Raw genomic sequence first — 14,402 nt, forward strand, 5'->3', positions numbered from 1 at the left:
GCCCGCCGAGGGCTTGGGTCCGGTCCGCCGAGGGCTTGGGTCCGGTCCGCCGAGGGCTTGGGTCCGGTCCGCCGAGGGCTTGGGTCCGGTCCGCCGAGGGCTTGGGTCCAGTCCGCCGAGGGCTTGGCTCCTATAGAGAAGAGGGGCTCTCGGCGCCCAGAGCCGGGGCTCTCGACACACAAACCCGGGGCTCTCGGCGCGCAGGGCCGGGGCTCTCGGCACACAGGGCCGGGGCTCTCGGCGTCAGCGCTCCTTCGGGGCGCGGCCCAGGACGTCGTCGATCCAGCCCTCGGCTGCGGCGTACTCGGCGTCGGTGAAGCCGCGTGCGATCTTGGGCCTCACCTTGTCGGCGCGCGGGTAGGACCCCAGGAACGTCACCGCGCGACAGATGCGGTGCAGGCCCTTGAGGGTGCCGCGCATGCGGGGCTCGCCGATGTGTCCCTCGGCGTCGATCGAGAAGCAGTACTCGCCGAACGCCTTCTTCGTCGGACGGCTCTCGATGCGGGTCAGGTTCACCCCGCGCATCGCGAACTGCTGCAGGATCTCCAGCAGCGCGCCCGAATGGTCGGTGTGCATCCAGGCAACGAGCGTGGTCTTGTCCGCACCGGTGGGGGCGGGCAGCTCGCCCGGCCGGCGCACGAGCACGAAGCGGGTGACGGCGTCCGGGTTGTCGGCGATGTCGGTGGCCAGGCAGTCCAGGCCGTAGAGGTCGGCGGCGACCCGCGCGCAGATCGCACCGTCGAACGTCGAGTCCGGTTCGGCGACGGCGGCGGCCGCGGCGGCGGTCGACCCGCCCTCAGTGACGGTGGCCCACGGCAGGTTCTGGTCGATCCAGTCGCGGGTCTGGGCGTACGCGTGCGGATGGGTGAGGATGCGCTTGACGTCCTCCGCGCGCGTCCCGGGGCGGACGGCCAGCACGAACGACACCGGCAGCAGCACCTCGGCGACGATGACCAGCGGCGTCCCCGCGGCGAGGTTGTCGAGGGTGGCCGACACCCCGCCCTCGACGGAGTTCTCGATCGGAACCAGCCCCGACTCGATCTCGCCCGCGCGCACGGCGTCCAGCACGCGCGCCACGGTCGCCAAGGGGGTGGACTCGGCGTCCGTCAGCGTCAGGAGGGCCTGGTGGGTGAACGTCCCCGCGGGCCCGAAGTATCCGATCACCCGGGTGAGTCTAGGGTCGCGGACGCCTCAGCTCCCGGACTTCCTGCCTCCCGGACGCGGGGCGGAGATCCGCCGCACTAGCGGCGGGCCGACCTTGCCGCCGGCTGGCGTCCCGGACGCCGCGGCCGCCCGTTCGGCGCGCGGGCCGCTGACGAGCAGCCCGCGGAAGCCGTTGAGCACGAAGGACGCCGTGGGCCACTGCCGGTTCGTCGACCAGAACCAGGAGACGATCACGCCCAGTACGAACCACTGGACGCCCGAGCTGATGACGTCGCGGATCGTGAACGCCACGACGTCGACCATGAAGTCGGAGAAGCCCACCGTCCGACCGGTGACGTAGCCGACGGACAGCGCGGTGCCGCGCAGGGCCATCAGCCAGTCGAGGCGGGTGCGGTGCAGCAGGGCGAGCGGCGCCCACACGATGAGGTCGTACCAGGCGAGCGTGTAGGGCGAGGTGACGAGCCAGGCAGTGCACAGGACCACGGCCGTGCGGACGGCGATGGTCAGCGGGTCCCGCTCAGCCGGCAGCGCGGCGCCCGGGACAGCCTTCCACGGCAGCACACGCGAGAGCATCCAGCCGATGACGAGCATGCCCGTCCAGCCGAGGATGCCGGTGGTGGAGCGCGCGACGTCGCCCGGCAGCACCCAGGCCAACGCCGAGTCGACCCACGGTGCCCACGAGCCGCCCGACACGTAGCCGGTGTTGCGGCTGGCCGCGAACAGGGCGTGCGGGGCGAACACTCCGTAGAGGATGCCGATGGGGATCAGCGCTCCGATGCTGAGCTGCAACACCTTGCGCCAGTCGTGGCGGTAGCCCCACACCATCGCGAGACCGTAGAAGACCAGCGAGACCTTCACCGACCCGGCGAGCCCGATGAAGATGCCCGTCACGAACGCGCTGCGCCGCATGAACCACAGGGCGACGATGGCGAACACCAGCGTGAGGGCCTCGTTGTGTCCGCCGGCGACGACGGCCCAGATCAGCAGCGGGTTGAGGATGGTGAACAGCACCGAGCGGGTCTGCAGCGCGGCGTCGCCGTGGGCGAGCTTGATCATCACCGCGCAGACGACGATGAACGCCGTCACGTGGATGAGCTGCAGCCAGAACACGACGTCGTGCATCGACTCGCCGCCGAGCACGTTCGCGAGCCACTGGGTGAACGACGCGATGGGCCCGTACACGCTGGGGGTGTCCTGCCAGGGGCGCTCGGTCCAGACCAGGACGGGGTCGTAGGTCTGCCGGAAGATCTCGGCCGGGGTGATGCTGTACGGGTCGACACCCTGGCGCTGGAGGCGTCCGTACGCCGCGTACATGAGGACGTCCGCGCTCGTCAGGGGCGGGACGGCCGCGGTGGCGACGTTCAGCCCGACGCCCAGGTAGAACATGCGGTGGATGCGCGGACGCCAGCCGGCCGTGACCGCGCGCCACGCGATGAGCAGCCCGACCGTGCCGATCGTGATGCCGACCCACAGTGCGGGGACGACCACCCACTCGGACAGCGGCAGGCCGATGCGCTCACCCCACTCGACGGGGATGAAGTAGGGCGGGAGCAGGCTGCCGTTGGCGGGCCCGACGTTGAGGGTGACGCTGGAGGGGCCCAGGAAGGCCACGGCGATGGTGGTCAGGCAGCTCGCCACGATGAGCCAGAACCCGAGGCGTCCGTTCTTGGTCCACGGCCGATCGAGGAAGCGGTTCCACCGCTGGACGATCGCGTTCACTCGGGCCTCCAGGGGGTCATGGATGGCCCAAGGCTACTGGGATCACTTGAGGAGCTTCGACAGGCGCCGGTCGGCGAGCAGCTTGCCGCCGGTCTGGCAACGGGGGCAGTAGTTGAGGAACGAGTCGGCGAAGCTGACCTCGGCGATGGGCGTGCCGCAGGTCGGGCAGGCCTCGCCCTTGCGGCCGTGGACGCGCATGGTGCTGCGCTTGCCGTCCTTGAGGTTGGCGGGCTTCTCGCCGACCGCGCGGTCGATGGCGGACGTCAGCTCGGTGCGGATCGCCTCGAACAGGCCGGTCACCTCGTCGTCGGTGAGCGAACCCGCCAGCTTGAACGGGCTGAGCCGGGCGGCCTGGAGGATCTCGTCGGAGTACGCGTTGCCGATGCCGGCCAGCACCGACTGGTCCTTGAGGAGCCCCTTCACCTGGGTGCGCGCGTGTTCGGTGAGCACGGCCGCGAAGTCGTCGCGGCTGAAGCCTGCAGCGAGCGGGTCGGGGCCGAGCCGGGTGATGCCGGGGACCTCGGCGAGGTCGGCGACGACGTACACGGAGAGGTGCTTCTGCGTGCCGGCCTCGGTGAGGCTGAAACCGACCGGGTCGGGGTCGCCGTCGAACGCGACCCGCAGCGCCAGCGGGCCCTTGCCGGGCCGGACTGGCGTCGCCGGGACGGGGTCGTGCCAGGTCAGCCAGCCGGCGCGGGCGAGGTGGAAGGCGAGCCAGGTGCCGTCGACGTCGATGGCCAGGAACTTGCCGTGCCGCTCGACGCCGGTGACCTCCATGCCGTGCAGCGCGCTGAGCGGGACGGCGAACGTCTTGAGCGCCGCGATCGCCGCCAGGTCGGCGCGGACGACCGCTCGCCCCACCAGGTTCTCGGCCAGGAACGCGCGGAGCGCCTCGACCTCGGGCATCTCGGGCATGTCAGCGGTCGCGCTTGTCGAGCTTCACCGTGTGACCGCCCAGCACGAGCATGCCGCGCAGGACGAGGGTGCCGTTGGAGCCGTCCCCCTGCGCCGACCGGCGGATGCTGTTGCCGCCCGCGACCGCCTGGGTCTCCTCCACCACGCGGACGCCGCGGGGCACGTGCAGGCTGTGCCCGCCCAGGACGGCGGGCAGTTCGAGGGTGAGGACGACGCCGGGGCCGAGGGCGTCCCGGAGGTAGATGTCGTCACCGCCCATCAGCGCGAAGTTCCGCACGGACGCCCCGCGCTCGAGGTCGATGCGGCGTCCGGTGAGGATGGTCGCCGTCCAGCCCGCGCCGTTGGACGCCGCGACCGGCGCCTTCGCGCGGCGGCGCGTGGGCCGGACCCAGCGGCCGTCGAGGGCGTGGCCCTCGGGCACATCGGCGACGAGCTCGGGGAGCTGGTCGATGTAGCGGGCGGCGAGCGCCTGCTCCTGCCGGTGGGTCAGGTCGTCGAGGTCGAGGCGCCCGGCCACGTAGGCCTCGTGCAGGATCGTGAGCACGGCGTCGCGATCCGCGTCGCTGGCGCGGAGTCGCCTGTGTCGCTCGATCTCGGGCATGCCATCGATTCTACGAGGTGTGGCCGGTGCCGCCCCGAGGGGCCGGATGGCTGAGCATGTCGAAGCCCGCCAGCCCTTCGGGGCTCCCCTCGCTCACACCTCAGGGACCTGGCCTCGCCTCAGTCCCCAGTTGGGCGCCGGCAGCCCAAGCGTCTCGTCGAGAAGGCGCAGGTAGTCGGGACGGTCGACCTCGACGGCACCCAGCGACTCCAGATGGTCGGTCACCCACTGGACGTCGAGCAGGCGCCCCTCGACACCGTCGTCCAGCAGCTCGACCAGCCCCAGCAGAGCCACCTTGGAGGCGTCCCGCCCAAGAACGGGGTCGTGGAACATCGACTCCCCCGCGAACAACCCGCCCAAGGACACCCCGTACAAACCGCCCGCCAGGTCGCCGGAAGACGTCCACGCCTCCACCGAGTGCACGACGCCCGCGCGGTGCAGTTCGGCGTAGACCTCGACGATGCGGCCGTCGATCCAGCCCGAGGGACGCGCGGGGTCCGCGCACCGGGCCATCACCTCGTCGAACGCGGCGTCCACCGTCACCACGTACCGCCGGGCCGACTTGCGCAGCGACCGCGTCACCCGCACGTCGTCCAGCGGCAGGACGCCCCGGTGGACCGGCGACCACCAGCCCATGGCGTCCGGCCACCCCGACTCGAGCAGCGGCATGGGGAACACGCCCGAGGCGTACGCGGCCACGACGAGGTCGGCGTCGAACTCCTGGGACAGGGCGATGAGGTCCTGGTCCGGCCAGGACGACTCCGGCCCGAACACGCCCGACAACGCCATGGCTGCAGTCTGGCACGCCCCACCGACACCGCCCGGACGCCCCCGACCAGCACCGCTCAGGGGACGGCCGGGGGGCACCCGCTGGGGCGCAGCGCTTTCGGCGCTTACCCTGAACCCATGGCACCCGAGTCGCGCGACATCAGCAAGAACCCGGTCGCCCGTGCCCCTGAGGTCGGCGGCAACCTGCTGCGCACCCTGCTGGAGACGGCGATCACGGGCACGTCCACCCTGCCGGGAGCGAAGGTCGCCGCGGCCAAGCACCTCGGCAGGCGCGACTCCGTCGAGGACGCCCTCGAGTCGCTCGTGCTCTCCCACGTCGGCCTCGCCGGCGCGCAGGGGTTCCTGACCAGCCTCGGCGGACTGCCCACCCTCGCCGTGACCCTGCCCGCCAACATCGCCGGCCTGGCGGTGGTGCAGATCCGCCTCATCGCGTCGATCGCCCACCTGCGCGGCTACGACATCGACTCCCGGCAGGTCCGCACGGCGATGACGCTGTGCCTGATGGGCCGCGACGGTGTCCAGCGCCTCGTGGACGCCGGCGTCCTGCCGACCACCGCGCTCGCCATCGCGACCGCCCCCGTGTTCGACTCCTCGCTCGACCAACTGGTCAGCGAGAAGGTGCTCGGCGAGCTCGTCTCCCGCATCGGCGGACGCCGCGCGTCGCTGCTGTTCGCCCGCCGCGTCCCCCTCCTGGGTGGCGGCGTGGGCGCGACGATGGACGGCCTCTCCACGATCGAGATCGGGGCGTACGCCCGCGAGGTCTTCGTGAGCCGCCGTCGCCTCACCCGCGGCGAGTGACTCCGTCGGGGTCGCGCGGGCGGAACAGGTCGAGCCGGCTGCCCTCGTCGATGCCGTAGTACGCCGACGGCCCGCCGCCGCGCAGCAGCGGCGCCCCGCCGACCGTGTCGTACACCCCGTCCACGATCAGGGACTCGTCGATGTGCACCACCACCACCTCCCCCATCGTCAGCACCGCGCCGCTGGGAAGCCCATCAAGCCCGGTCAGCTCGATCTGCTGGGTGACCCGGCACTCGAACGTGACGCGGGCGTCCGCCACGCGCGGGGCCGCGATCAGGTCGGACGCCGCGGCCGCCAGTCCGGCGCGCTCGAACTCGTCGACGTCGGCCGGCGTGGACGTCTCGTTCATCGCCTCGGCGAGCTCGCGAGAGACGAGGTTCCAGGTGAACTCGCCGGTGTCCGCGCAATTGCGGGCCGTGTGCTTCCACGAGGTGCTCGAGAAGCCGACCAGCGGCGGGGTGTAGTTGAACGCGTTGAAGAAGGAGTAGGGCGCGAGGTTGCGGCGTCCGTCGGACGCGAGCGTGCCGATCCAGCCGATCGGGCGCGGCCCGACGATCGCGTTGAACGGGTTGTGGGCCAGCCCGTGCCCCTCGGCGGGGCGATAGGTGTGGACGCCCATTACGCACCCTGCACGGCGCCGCGGATGAGGGCACCGAGCCAGGCGGACTCCCCCGCCGGCGCCTCCTGCGCCTCGTTCGGGTGCCGCTCGGGTGGGGCGTCGGCGACGCGGTAGGTGCCCTCGGAGCGGGTCAGGTAGCGGTAATCGATGAGCTCGCGGCGCAGGGTGGCGACGTCGTCGTGCGCCTCGCGCAGGATCGCGTTCACCTCGGGCTCGCTGTAGTCGCGGCCGGCCTCGAAGCGGCGCAGCAGCTCGAGCAGCACCGACACCCGCGCCTTGCGCTTGGCCGGGATCTGCCGCAGCCGCGGCCCGTCGAAGAAGATCCGCACCGTGCGCTGGTGGTCGGGGTCGTCGATACCCTCCTGCGCTCCGACCGGCGACGACCCGCGCACCTGGCTCAGCAGCCCGTCGTTGAGCGTGTACAGGCGCCGGGTGGCGTCGGGGGTGGCGGTCACGATGCCGACGCCCTCGAGCCGGTGCATGTGGTGGCTCACCGTGGCGGCGCTGAGGCCCAGTGCGTCGGCGAGCTCGCGGCCGGTGTGGGGCCGGTCCGCGAGCAGGCCGAGGATGCGCAGGCGGGTGGCGTCCGCGATGGTCTTCAGCAGGCGGACACGATCATCCAGGTCGTTCGACATGCATCAAACGTTAGATCTACATCGAACGAGACGTCAAGCTCAGCGCGGGAAGGCGAACTCCCCGATCACGAAGTAGACCGCGAACAGCGACGGCAGCACCGTCAGCAGCACGAGCAGCGAGCGCTCCTGCCGGCGGAACCACGCGACCACCGCGATGATGCCCGCCGCGATCAGGCCGCCCAACGCCGGCACGCTGACCAGGAACATCGGGACACCCGGGCCCTCGGGTCGGTTCGACGTCAGGACGAACGCGCCGACCACGAACAGCGCCACGCCCGCGATCGCGACGCCGAGCGACCACCAGCCGAGCCGGGTCTAGGGCAGGAACGCCAACCGCTGGTGGCGTTCGTGCAGGCCGTCGGCGGCTGCGAGCGCCACCCCGACCAGACCGACGAAGAACGCGGCCGTGTAGACCCAGGCGGCGGCCTCCATCGGCCGCACGACCAGGACGGCGAGGAGCATCACCACCGCGAGAACTCCGGCCCCGAGGGCCGCCAGGTTGAGCTTGGACCTCACCAACACCGACATCGTTCTCACCCCCGTCCGGGGAACGCGACCCGGTCGATCCGGGCCTGGCGATGCTTCGATGCTACGCCGCGTAGGACCGCCCCCGACAGGAGGAAAGGTGCCCCTGCCCGGGCCTCGAACCTCAGCCGACGACAGCCCGCGCGACGCGGGCGTTGATGAGGCAGGTGACCTCGTACGGGATGGTCCCCATGAGGTCGGCGATGTCCTGCACGGTGATCTCCTCGTCGCCCTGACGACCGACCAGGGCGACCTCGTCACCCGTAGCCACAGTCGAATCGGGCCCGAGGTCGACCATCGTCTGGTCCATGCAGACGCGCCCGACGATGGGGTACGAAGCACCGCCGATCAGCACCCGCCCCCGGTTGGAGAGCAGGCGGCTGTAGCCGTCGCCGTAACCCACCGGGATCGTCGCGATCGTCGTGTCGCGCGGCGCCACCCAGGTGCGCCCGTAGCCGACACTCTCCCCGGCCGCGACGTCCTTCACGAAGGACACCCGGGTCGTCCACTCCAGCCCCGGCAGCAGGGGCACGGTCGCGGGCGTGGTGGGGTCTGGCAGCAACCCGTAGACCATGATCCCGGGGCGCACCATGTCGAACCACGAGCCGGGGTGCATCAGCACACCCCCGGAGTTGGCCAGGTGCGCGATCTCGACCCGACCACGGGCAGCGGTCACGGCGTCCAGCACGTCGGCGAACAGCGCGACCTGGGCCTCGGTGAACTCCCGGCCCCCCTCGGTGTCGGACACCGGCAGGTGGCTGAAGAGACCGCGCAGGCGCAGGCCCGCGGCGTCCGCACGGCGGGCCAGGTCGGGCGCGGCGTCGGGTTGGCAGCCGATGCGGCGCATGCCGGTCTCCACCTTCAGGTGCACGGACGCCGTGCGCCCCAGCCCGGCGGCCACCCGGCCGACCTGGTCGATGGTCTCCGCGGACACGACGGCGAGGTCGACGTCGCGCTCGACGCACGCCGCGACCTCGTCGTCACCCAGCGCGTGACTGAGCTTGAGGATGGGCAGCCGCACGCCGGCATCGCGGATCGCGATCGCCTCGTCGACGGTCGCGACGCCGAGACAGTCGGCCGCGCCGGTCGCCTCGAGCATGCGCGACACCGGCACGGCGCCGTGCCCGTAGGCGTCGGCCTTGACCGCGGCCAGCACGAGCCGCCCGCCGACCCGCGCGCGGATGGCGTCGAGGTTGGCGCGGATGTGGTCCAGGCGCGTGGTGGCCGTGGTCGCGTACAGCATGGGGACCATTCTGGCCCCTCGCCGTCAGCTCGCCTTGTCGCGCTCGGCCATCTCGGTGACGCGGTCGTGGATGCGGATCAGCGCCACGATGCCCTCGAGCACGAAGCGCGTGAACGCGATCGAGAGCAGCACCGGGATCCACCCGACGAGCAGCACGAGCAGGCCGACCGCCGCACCGCCGTCGAAGCGGCTGGCGCCGAACGCCGCGAGCAGCCACAGCAGCCACGCGCCGACCGCGCCGACGACCTGGAGGATGTAGACGATCTTGACCAGGCCGGGCGTGGCGAACTTGGTGAAGCTGAAGTCGAACAGCGCCATGAGCGGGTTGGCGTCCCGGTGCTGGGGCACGCCGGGCCCGGCCGACCCGGGGGCCCACGCCGGGCCGCTCGCCGCGTAGGGCGCCGGGTACTGCTGCGCCTCGGGGGCGGGGGCGCTGGGGAAGGTCGCCGCGTACGGCGCCGCCGGCGGGGGCGGGGGAGGCGTGCTGCCCGGGAAGGGCGGCAGCTGCGAGGTGGGCTCGCTGCCCCACGGGGAGGTGTCGTAGGGGTTCTCGGGCTGGGCCGGCTCCACCGGCGGCTGGACGGCGGTCGGCTCGGCCTGCTCGACCGGCTCGGGCGGCTGCCAGGGATTGGCGGCCGGGCGGGCGAACGGGGACTCGTCGCCGGGCGGCGTCAGGTTCTGCCGCGGCATGGTGGCCCACGGGTCGGGTTCGGGCGAGGGCTGGCTCTGGGGGTTGCCTGGGTAGTTGTCTGCCATGGCGTCCATCCAAGCAGACGCCTCCGACAGGCCCCGGCGGCTTCCACCCGACAGCGGAGCCCCGGCCGGGGGAGGCCGGGGCTCCGTCCGACCGACCCACCGTGTTCCCGCTTGTCAGAACAGCAACGACAGCCCCGGGTCGGCCAGGATCGTGGCCACGTCGGCCAGGAACCGCGAGGCCTGCTCACCGTCGAGCACCCGGTGGTCAATGGTCAGGGTGAGCTTGGCGACCGTGCGGATCTCCAGGCGTTCGTCCGCCCCCTCCCCCACGACCCACGGCCGCCGGTTGAACGTGCCCAGCAGCAGGATCGCCGACTCGTTCGGGTTGAGGATCGGCGTGCCACCCTCCACCCCGAACACGCCCACGTTGGTGATGGTGAAGGTGCCGTGGGCGGCGTCGGCCGGGGTGATCCTGCCCTCGCGCACCTTGGTGACGAGGTCGTTGAGCGCGTGGGCCAGCTCGAGCAGGTTCATCTCGTTGGCCCGCTTGATGTTGGGGACCACGAGCCCCCGCTGCGTCGCCGCCGCGATGCCGAGGTTGACGTCGGAGTCGACGATGATCTCCTGGCGCTCCAGGTCGAGGCTGGAGTTCACCTCGGGGTGCCGCGCCATCGCGAGGCACACGGCCTTGGCGAGCACGATGATCGGGCTGATGCGCAGGCCGGCGAACTCGCGGCGTCCCTTGAGCTGCTCGATGAGCTCAACGGTGTTGGTGACGTCGACATCCATCCAGACCGACGCCTGCGGCACCTGCAGGGACGCCTGCATCGACTGCAGCATCTGCCGGCGCACGCCGCGGAGGGGGATGCGGGTGGGCCCGCGGCGTCCGGACGCCTCGCCCGCGGCCGCTTGCGCGACGTCGGTCGGGGTGATGGTGCCGTTGGGTCCGGTGCCCGCCACGGTGGCCAGGTCGAGGCCCAGGTCGCGAGCCAGCCGACGCACGGCGGGCTTGGCGAGCGGACGCCCCACCGGGTCGGTGGCGAGCTGTCCCCCACGGCGTCCGGCCTCGGGACGCGGCAGCGAAGGTTCGTGCGGCTCATCGACGACCGGATTCGTCGGGTGGGGCTCGTCGGTGCGGTGCCCGGGCGTCTCGTCCAGCCCGTAGCTGTCGTGCACCTGGTCGGTCTCGGGCACGGGCTGTGCCACGACCCCCTTGCGCGCACGACGGGTGGCGGGCGCCGAGGAGGTGCCGTACCCGACGAGCACGGACCCGGACGCCGCATCCGCCGAGAGCCCCGGCTCTTCCTGCCCAGAGCCCCGGCTTCCTGTGTCGACAGCCCCGGCTTCTTGCGCCGACAGCCCCGAGCCGTCGTCGATGCGCGCGATCACGGTCCCGACGGCGACGACGTCACCCTCGGCGACCAGCAACTCGGCGACCGTCCCCGCGACGGCTGCGGGCAGCTCGACCAGCGACTTGGCGGTCTCGATCTCGACCACGATGTCGTTCACGGCCACCTCGTCGCCCACGGCGACGAGCCAGGTGACGACCTCGGCCTCCAGCAACCCCTCGCCGGGGTCGGGCAGCGTCATCTCGAACATGCAGGTCTCCTAGTGGGCGAGCGACCGGTCGACGGCGTCGAGGATCCGGTCGAGGTCGGGCAGGTATTGGGCCTCGACCCGGCTGGGCGGGTAGGGCATGTCGTAGCCGGTGACGCGCAGCACGGGCGCCTCCAGCGCGTAGAAGCACGACTCCTGGATGCGCGCCGCGATCTCGGCGCCCAGCCCGCCCGAGCGGGCCGCCTCGTGCACGACGATCGCGCGACCGGTGCGTTCGACGGACGCCACGATGGTCGCCTCGTCCAGCGGCGACAGCGAGCGCAAGTCGATGACCTCGATGCTGCGCCCCTCGCCCGACGCGGCCAACGCCGCCTCGACGCAGGTCTTGACCATCGGCCCGTAGGTGAGCAGCGTCGCGTCCGACCCCTGCAGCACCACGCGCGCGGCGTCCAGCGGCAGGGGCGGCTCGGTGAGGTCGACCTCGCCCTTCTCGTGGTAGCGGCGTTTGGGCTCGAGGAAGACCACCGGGTCGTCGGAGGCCACCGCCTGCTGGATCATCCAGTACGCATCCAGCGGCGTGGACGGGCTGACGACCACCAGTCCCGGCGTGTGCGTGAAGTACGCCTCGGGCGACTCCGAGTGGTGCTCGATCGCTCCGATCGCCCCGCCGAACGGGATGCGGATCACCATCGGCATGCTGAGGCGCCCCATCGAGCGGAACCGCATGCGGGAGACCTGCGACGTGATCTGGTCGAACGCCGGCCACACGAACCCGTCGAACTGGATCTCGACGACCGGGCGGTACCCGCGCAGCGCCAGCCCCAGCGACGTGCCCACGATGCCGGATTCTGCCAACGGCGAGTCGATCACCCGGTCGGCACCGAAGTCACGCTGCAGGTGCTCGGTGATGCGGAAGACGCCGCCCAGCTTGCCGATGTCCTCGCCGGCGAGCAGTACTTTGGGGTCGGCCTCGAGCGCCCGGCGCAGCCCCGCGTTGAGGGCCTTCGCCATCGTCATGGTCTCGCTCATCGTCCACCCTCCCCATCGGCGTCCTCGAACGACGCCTCGTAGGCCAGGTACGCGTCGCGCTGCGCGGCCAGGGCCGGCGGGAGCGACGCGTAGGTGAGCGCCCAGTAGTCCTCCAGGCGGGGTTCGGGCAGCGCGAGCGCGCCCTCACGCACGCGGACGCCCAAGGCCTCCGCCTCGGCGTCCAGCTCGTCGAGCCAGGCCTGGTCGACCGCACCGCGTCCGAGGAGGTAGGTGCGGACGCGCTCGATCGGGTCCTTGGCTCGCCAGGCGGCTTCCTCCTCGCGCCGGCGGTACTTGGTGGGGTCGTCGGAGGTCGTGTGGGCGCCCATGCGGTACGTGAACGCCTCGATGAAGGTGGGGCCGTCGCCGCGGCGGGCGCGATCCAACGCCCACTCGGTGACGGACTGGACGGCCAGCACGTCGTTGCCGTCGACCCGCACGCTCGGGATGCCGAACCCCGTCGCGCGCCGGTACAGCGGGATGCGCGACTGGATCTCGATCGGCTCGCTGATCGCCCACTGGTTGTTCTGGACGAAGAAGACCGTGGGCGTCTGGTAGCTCGCGGCGAAAACCAGCGCCTCGCTGACGTCGCCCTGGCTGGTGGCGCCGTCGCCGAAGTAGACCAGAACGGCGCCGTTGTCGGCCGGGTCGGGGTTGCCGACGACGCCGTCGCGCTGCATGCCCATCGCGTAGCCGACGGCGTGCAGCGCCTGGGTGCCGATGACGAAGGAGTAGAGGTGGAAGCGGGTGGCCACCGAATCCCAGTCGACCATCGCGGTACCGCGGAACGTCTTGAGGAGGTCCAGCGGGTCGACGCCGCGCATGAGGGCGACCGCGTGTTCGCGGTAGCTGGGGATCACCTCGTCCAGCCCGGCGATCGCGGCACCCGAGCCGACTTGGGCTGCCTCCTGCCCCAGCGAGGGGGCCCACAGGCCGAGCTGCCCCTTGCGCTGCAGCGCGGTCGCCTCGGTGTCGAGGCGGCGGCCGAGCACCATGTGGCGCAGGTTGGCGGCGATCGTGGCGTCATCGTGGGTGAAGCTGAACGTCTCGTCCTCGACGCGTTCGCCGGTGGGGGTCAGCAGCTGGATGAACTCCTCGCTGCGCTCGATGCGCGTCCCGCCCGGCGTCACCACCGTCTCGGACGCGTTCGGGTCGGTACTCGTGGTCACCACCACCACTATACTGTTACGTAACCGTAGGTTGTAGGGGGTCCCTGCACCGTCGCCGCGCTGGCGTCCCGCCCCTGGCGCATCCTGTCACAGTCCCACGCGGACGCCCCCGCCCGGACGCCCCTGGGACCTCGACCGCAACCACGGCGGCCTGCAGGTGCTGCCCCCGTTCGAGGGCGGACCGGGTGAGGGCTTCGCCGAGGGCAACGCGGACGCCGTCCACCGCCAGCGGGAGATGATCCGCTCCCACGACCCCGAGATCGCCTGAGACTCGGCCGGGGGCGGCTCGGCGCGGCAGACTGGGCACATGATCCGTGCGGTGGTGTTCGACCTGGGTGGGGTGCTCGCGTCCGGCGAGGGTGTGACGAGCGAGCCGGCCAGGCTGCTGGGCGTCGACGAGGAGCGCTTCGCCGAGCTCTACTGGGCCGGACGCCGCGCCTACGACGCCGGCGCGTCCGACCGCGAGTACTGGACGCCCATCCTCGAGGGGGTCGGCAAGCCCGCCGCGGTGGAGACGGTGCAGCAGCTCGCCCGGTTGGACGCCGACCTGTGGCTCCGCATCAGGCCCGAGGCACGCCGCCTCGTCGCGGACGTCCGCGAGGCCGGCCGGACGGTGGCGGTGCTGAGCAATGCGCCCTTCAACCTCGACCACGCCCTGCTCGACAGCGACTTCGCCGACGCCGCCGACTACTGGTTCATCTCGGCGTCCATGGGGGTGCTCAAGCCCGACCTGGCCACCTACCTGCGAGCCACCGAGGTCATCGACCTGGCCCCGTACGAGATCGCGTTCATCGACGACGTCCCCGACAACGTCGCGGGCGCCGAGCGGGCCGGCTGGGTCGCCCACCTGTGGGTCTCGGACGCCGACACCCGGGCATGGCTTCAGGAGATCGACGTCCTCGGCAAGTGACCGGTCGGTATCCGAGGCCCGCCACCGCCTCGG

Annotated in this window: 16 protein-coding genes; 2 read left to right on the top strand and 14 right to left on the bottom strand. The window is 72.0% G+C overall.

What is annotated here, in order from left to right; translation table 11 throughout:
• Positions 1–243: 243 nt before the first annotated feature.
• The 5 genes from pheA to aat form a co-directional block, all read right to left on the bottom strand.
• Positions 244–1,164, bottom strand: a complete 921-nt coding sequence (pheA, locus tag ET989_RS05735) for a prephenate dehydratase (RefSeq protein ID WP_131167598.1) — start codon at positions 1,162–1,164, stop codon at positions 244–246.
• A gap of 27 nt (positions 1,165–1,191) precedes the next feature.
• On the bottom strand, positions 1,192–2,883 hold the full coding sequence (gene mptB, locus ET989_RS05740; RefSeq protein WP_131167599.1) for a polyprenol phosphomannose-dependent alpha 1,6 mannosyltransferase MptB: 1,692 nt from the start codon (positions 2,881–2,883) through the stop codon (positions 1,192–1,194).
• 42 nt (positions 2,884–2,925) lie between these two features.
• On the bottom strand, positions 2,926–3,798 hold the full coding sequence (locus ET989_RS05745) for an Fpg/Nei family DNA glycosylase (RefSeq protein WP_131167600.1): 873 nt from the start codon (positions 3,796–3,798) through the stop codon (positions 2,926–2,928).
• Between the two features lies 1 nt (position 3,799).
• Positions 3,800–4,399 (bottom strand): DUF1707 SHOCT-like domain-containing protein, encoded by a 600-nt coding sequence (locus ET989_RS05750; RefSeq protein ID WP_131167601.1) that lies wholly within the window; start codon positions 4,397–4,399, stop codon positions 3,800–3,802.
• 93 nt (positions 4,400–4,492) lie between these two features.
• Complete coding sequence (aat, locus tag ET989_RS05755) at positions 4,493–5,188, bottom strand: leucyl/phenylalanyl-tRNA--protein transferase (protein WP_131167602.1); 696 nt, start codon at positions 5,186–5,188, stop codon at positions 4,493–4,495.
• Positions 5,189–5,305: 117 nt separating this feature from the next.
• Between aat and ET989_RS05760 the strand changes: the two genes are divergently transcribed.
• Positions 5,306–5,986 (top strand): EcsC family protein, encoded by a 681-nt coding sequence (locus ET989_RS05760; RefSeq protein WP_131167603.1) that lies wholly within the window; start codon positions 5,306–5,308, stop codon positions 5,984–5,986.
• Here ET989_RS05760 and ET989_RS05765 read toward each other — a convergent pair.
• From ET989_RS05765 to ET989_RS05805, 9 genes are all read right to left on the bottom strand, one after another.
• Positions 5,970–6,605, bottom strand: a complete 636-nt coding sequence (locus ET989_RS05765) for a flavin reductase family protein (RefSeq protein ID WP_131167604.1) — start codon at positions 6,603–6,605, stop codon at positions 5,970–5,972. The genes ET989_RS05760 and ET989_RS05765 overlap by 17 nt on opposite strands.
• Positions 6,605–7,240 (bottom strand): DUF2087 domain-containing protein, encoded by a 636-nt coding sequence (locus ET989_RS05770; RefSeq protein WP_206662241.1) that lies wholly within the window; start codon positions 7,238–7,240, stop codon positions 6,605–6,607. Before ET989_RS05770 ends, ET989_RS05765 begins: the two co-directional genes overlap by 1 nt.
• A 39-nt stretch (positions 7,241–7,279) precedes the next feature.
• Positions 7,280–7,513, bottom strand: a complete 234-nt coding sequence (locus ET989_RS05775) for a hypothetical protein (RefSeq protein ID WP_131167605.1) — start codon at positions 7,511–7,513, stop codon at positions 7,280–7,282.
• A 42-nt stretch (positions 7,514–7,555) separates the two neighbouring features.
• A complete protein-coding gene (locus ET989_RS05780; protein WP_131167606.1) occupies positions 7,556–7,756 on the bottom strand; it encodes a hypothetical protein in 201 nt (66 codons plus the stop codon).
• A gap of 133 nt (positions 7,757–7,889) precedes the next feature.
• On the bottom strand, positions 7,890–9,008 hold the full coding sequence (gene alr, locus ET989_RS05785) for an alanine racemase (protein WP_165490053.1): 1,119 nt from the start codon (positions 9,006–9,008) through the stop codon (positions 7,890–7,892).
• 24 nt (positions 9,009–9,032) lie between these two features.
• Positions 9,033–9,764, bottom strand: a complete 732-nt coding sequence (locus tag ET989_RS05790) for a DUF4282 domain-containing protein (RefSeq protein ID WP_131167608.1) — start codon at positions 9,762–9,764, stop codon at positions 9,033–9,035.
• A gap of 114 nt (positions 9,765–9,878) precedes the next feature.
• Positions 9,879–11,303 carry a dihydrolipoamide acetyltransferase family protein gene (locus ET989_RS05795; RefSeq protein ID WP_131167609.1) on the bottom strand — a complete coding sequence of 475 codons (1,425 nt, stop codon included), beginning with the start codon at positions 11,301–11,303 and terminating at the stop codon, positions 9,879–9,881.
• 9 nt (positions 11,304–11,312) lie between these two features.
• A complete protein-coding gene (locus tag ET989_RS05800; RefSeq protein WP_131167610.1) occupies positions 11,313–12,290 on the bottom strand; it encodes an alpha-ketoacid dehydrogenase subunit beta in 978 nt (325 codons plus the stop codon).
• Entirely contained in the window at positions 12,287–13,459 is a 1,173-nt protein-coding gene (locus tag ET989_RS05805; RefSeq protein ID WP_241656222.1) for a thiamine pyrophosphate-dependent dehydrogenase E1 component subunit alpha, read from the bottom strand. Before ET989_RS05805 ends, ET989_RS05800 begins: the two co-directional genes overlap by 4 nt.
• Before the next feature lie 307 nt (positions 13,460–13,766).
• On the opposite strand from ET989_RS05805, the gene ET989_RS05810 reads away from it, so the two are divergent.
• Positions 13,767–14,369: an HAD-IA family hydrolase gene (locus ET989_RS05810; RefSeq protein ID WP_131167611.1), complete on the top strand. Its 603-nt coding sequence runs from the start codon at positions 13,767–13,769 to the stop codon at positions 14,367–14,369.
• Positions 14,370–14,402: the final 33 nt, after the last annotated feature.

This window comes from Propioniciclava sinopodophylli, from assembly GCF_004324755.1.
GTDB classification, from domain to species: domain Bacteria; phylum Actinomycetota; class Actinomycetes; order Propionibacteriales; family Propionibacteriaceae; genus Propioniciclava; species Propioniciclava sinopodophylli.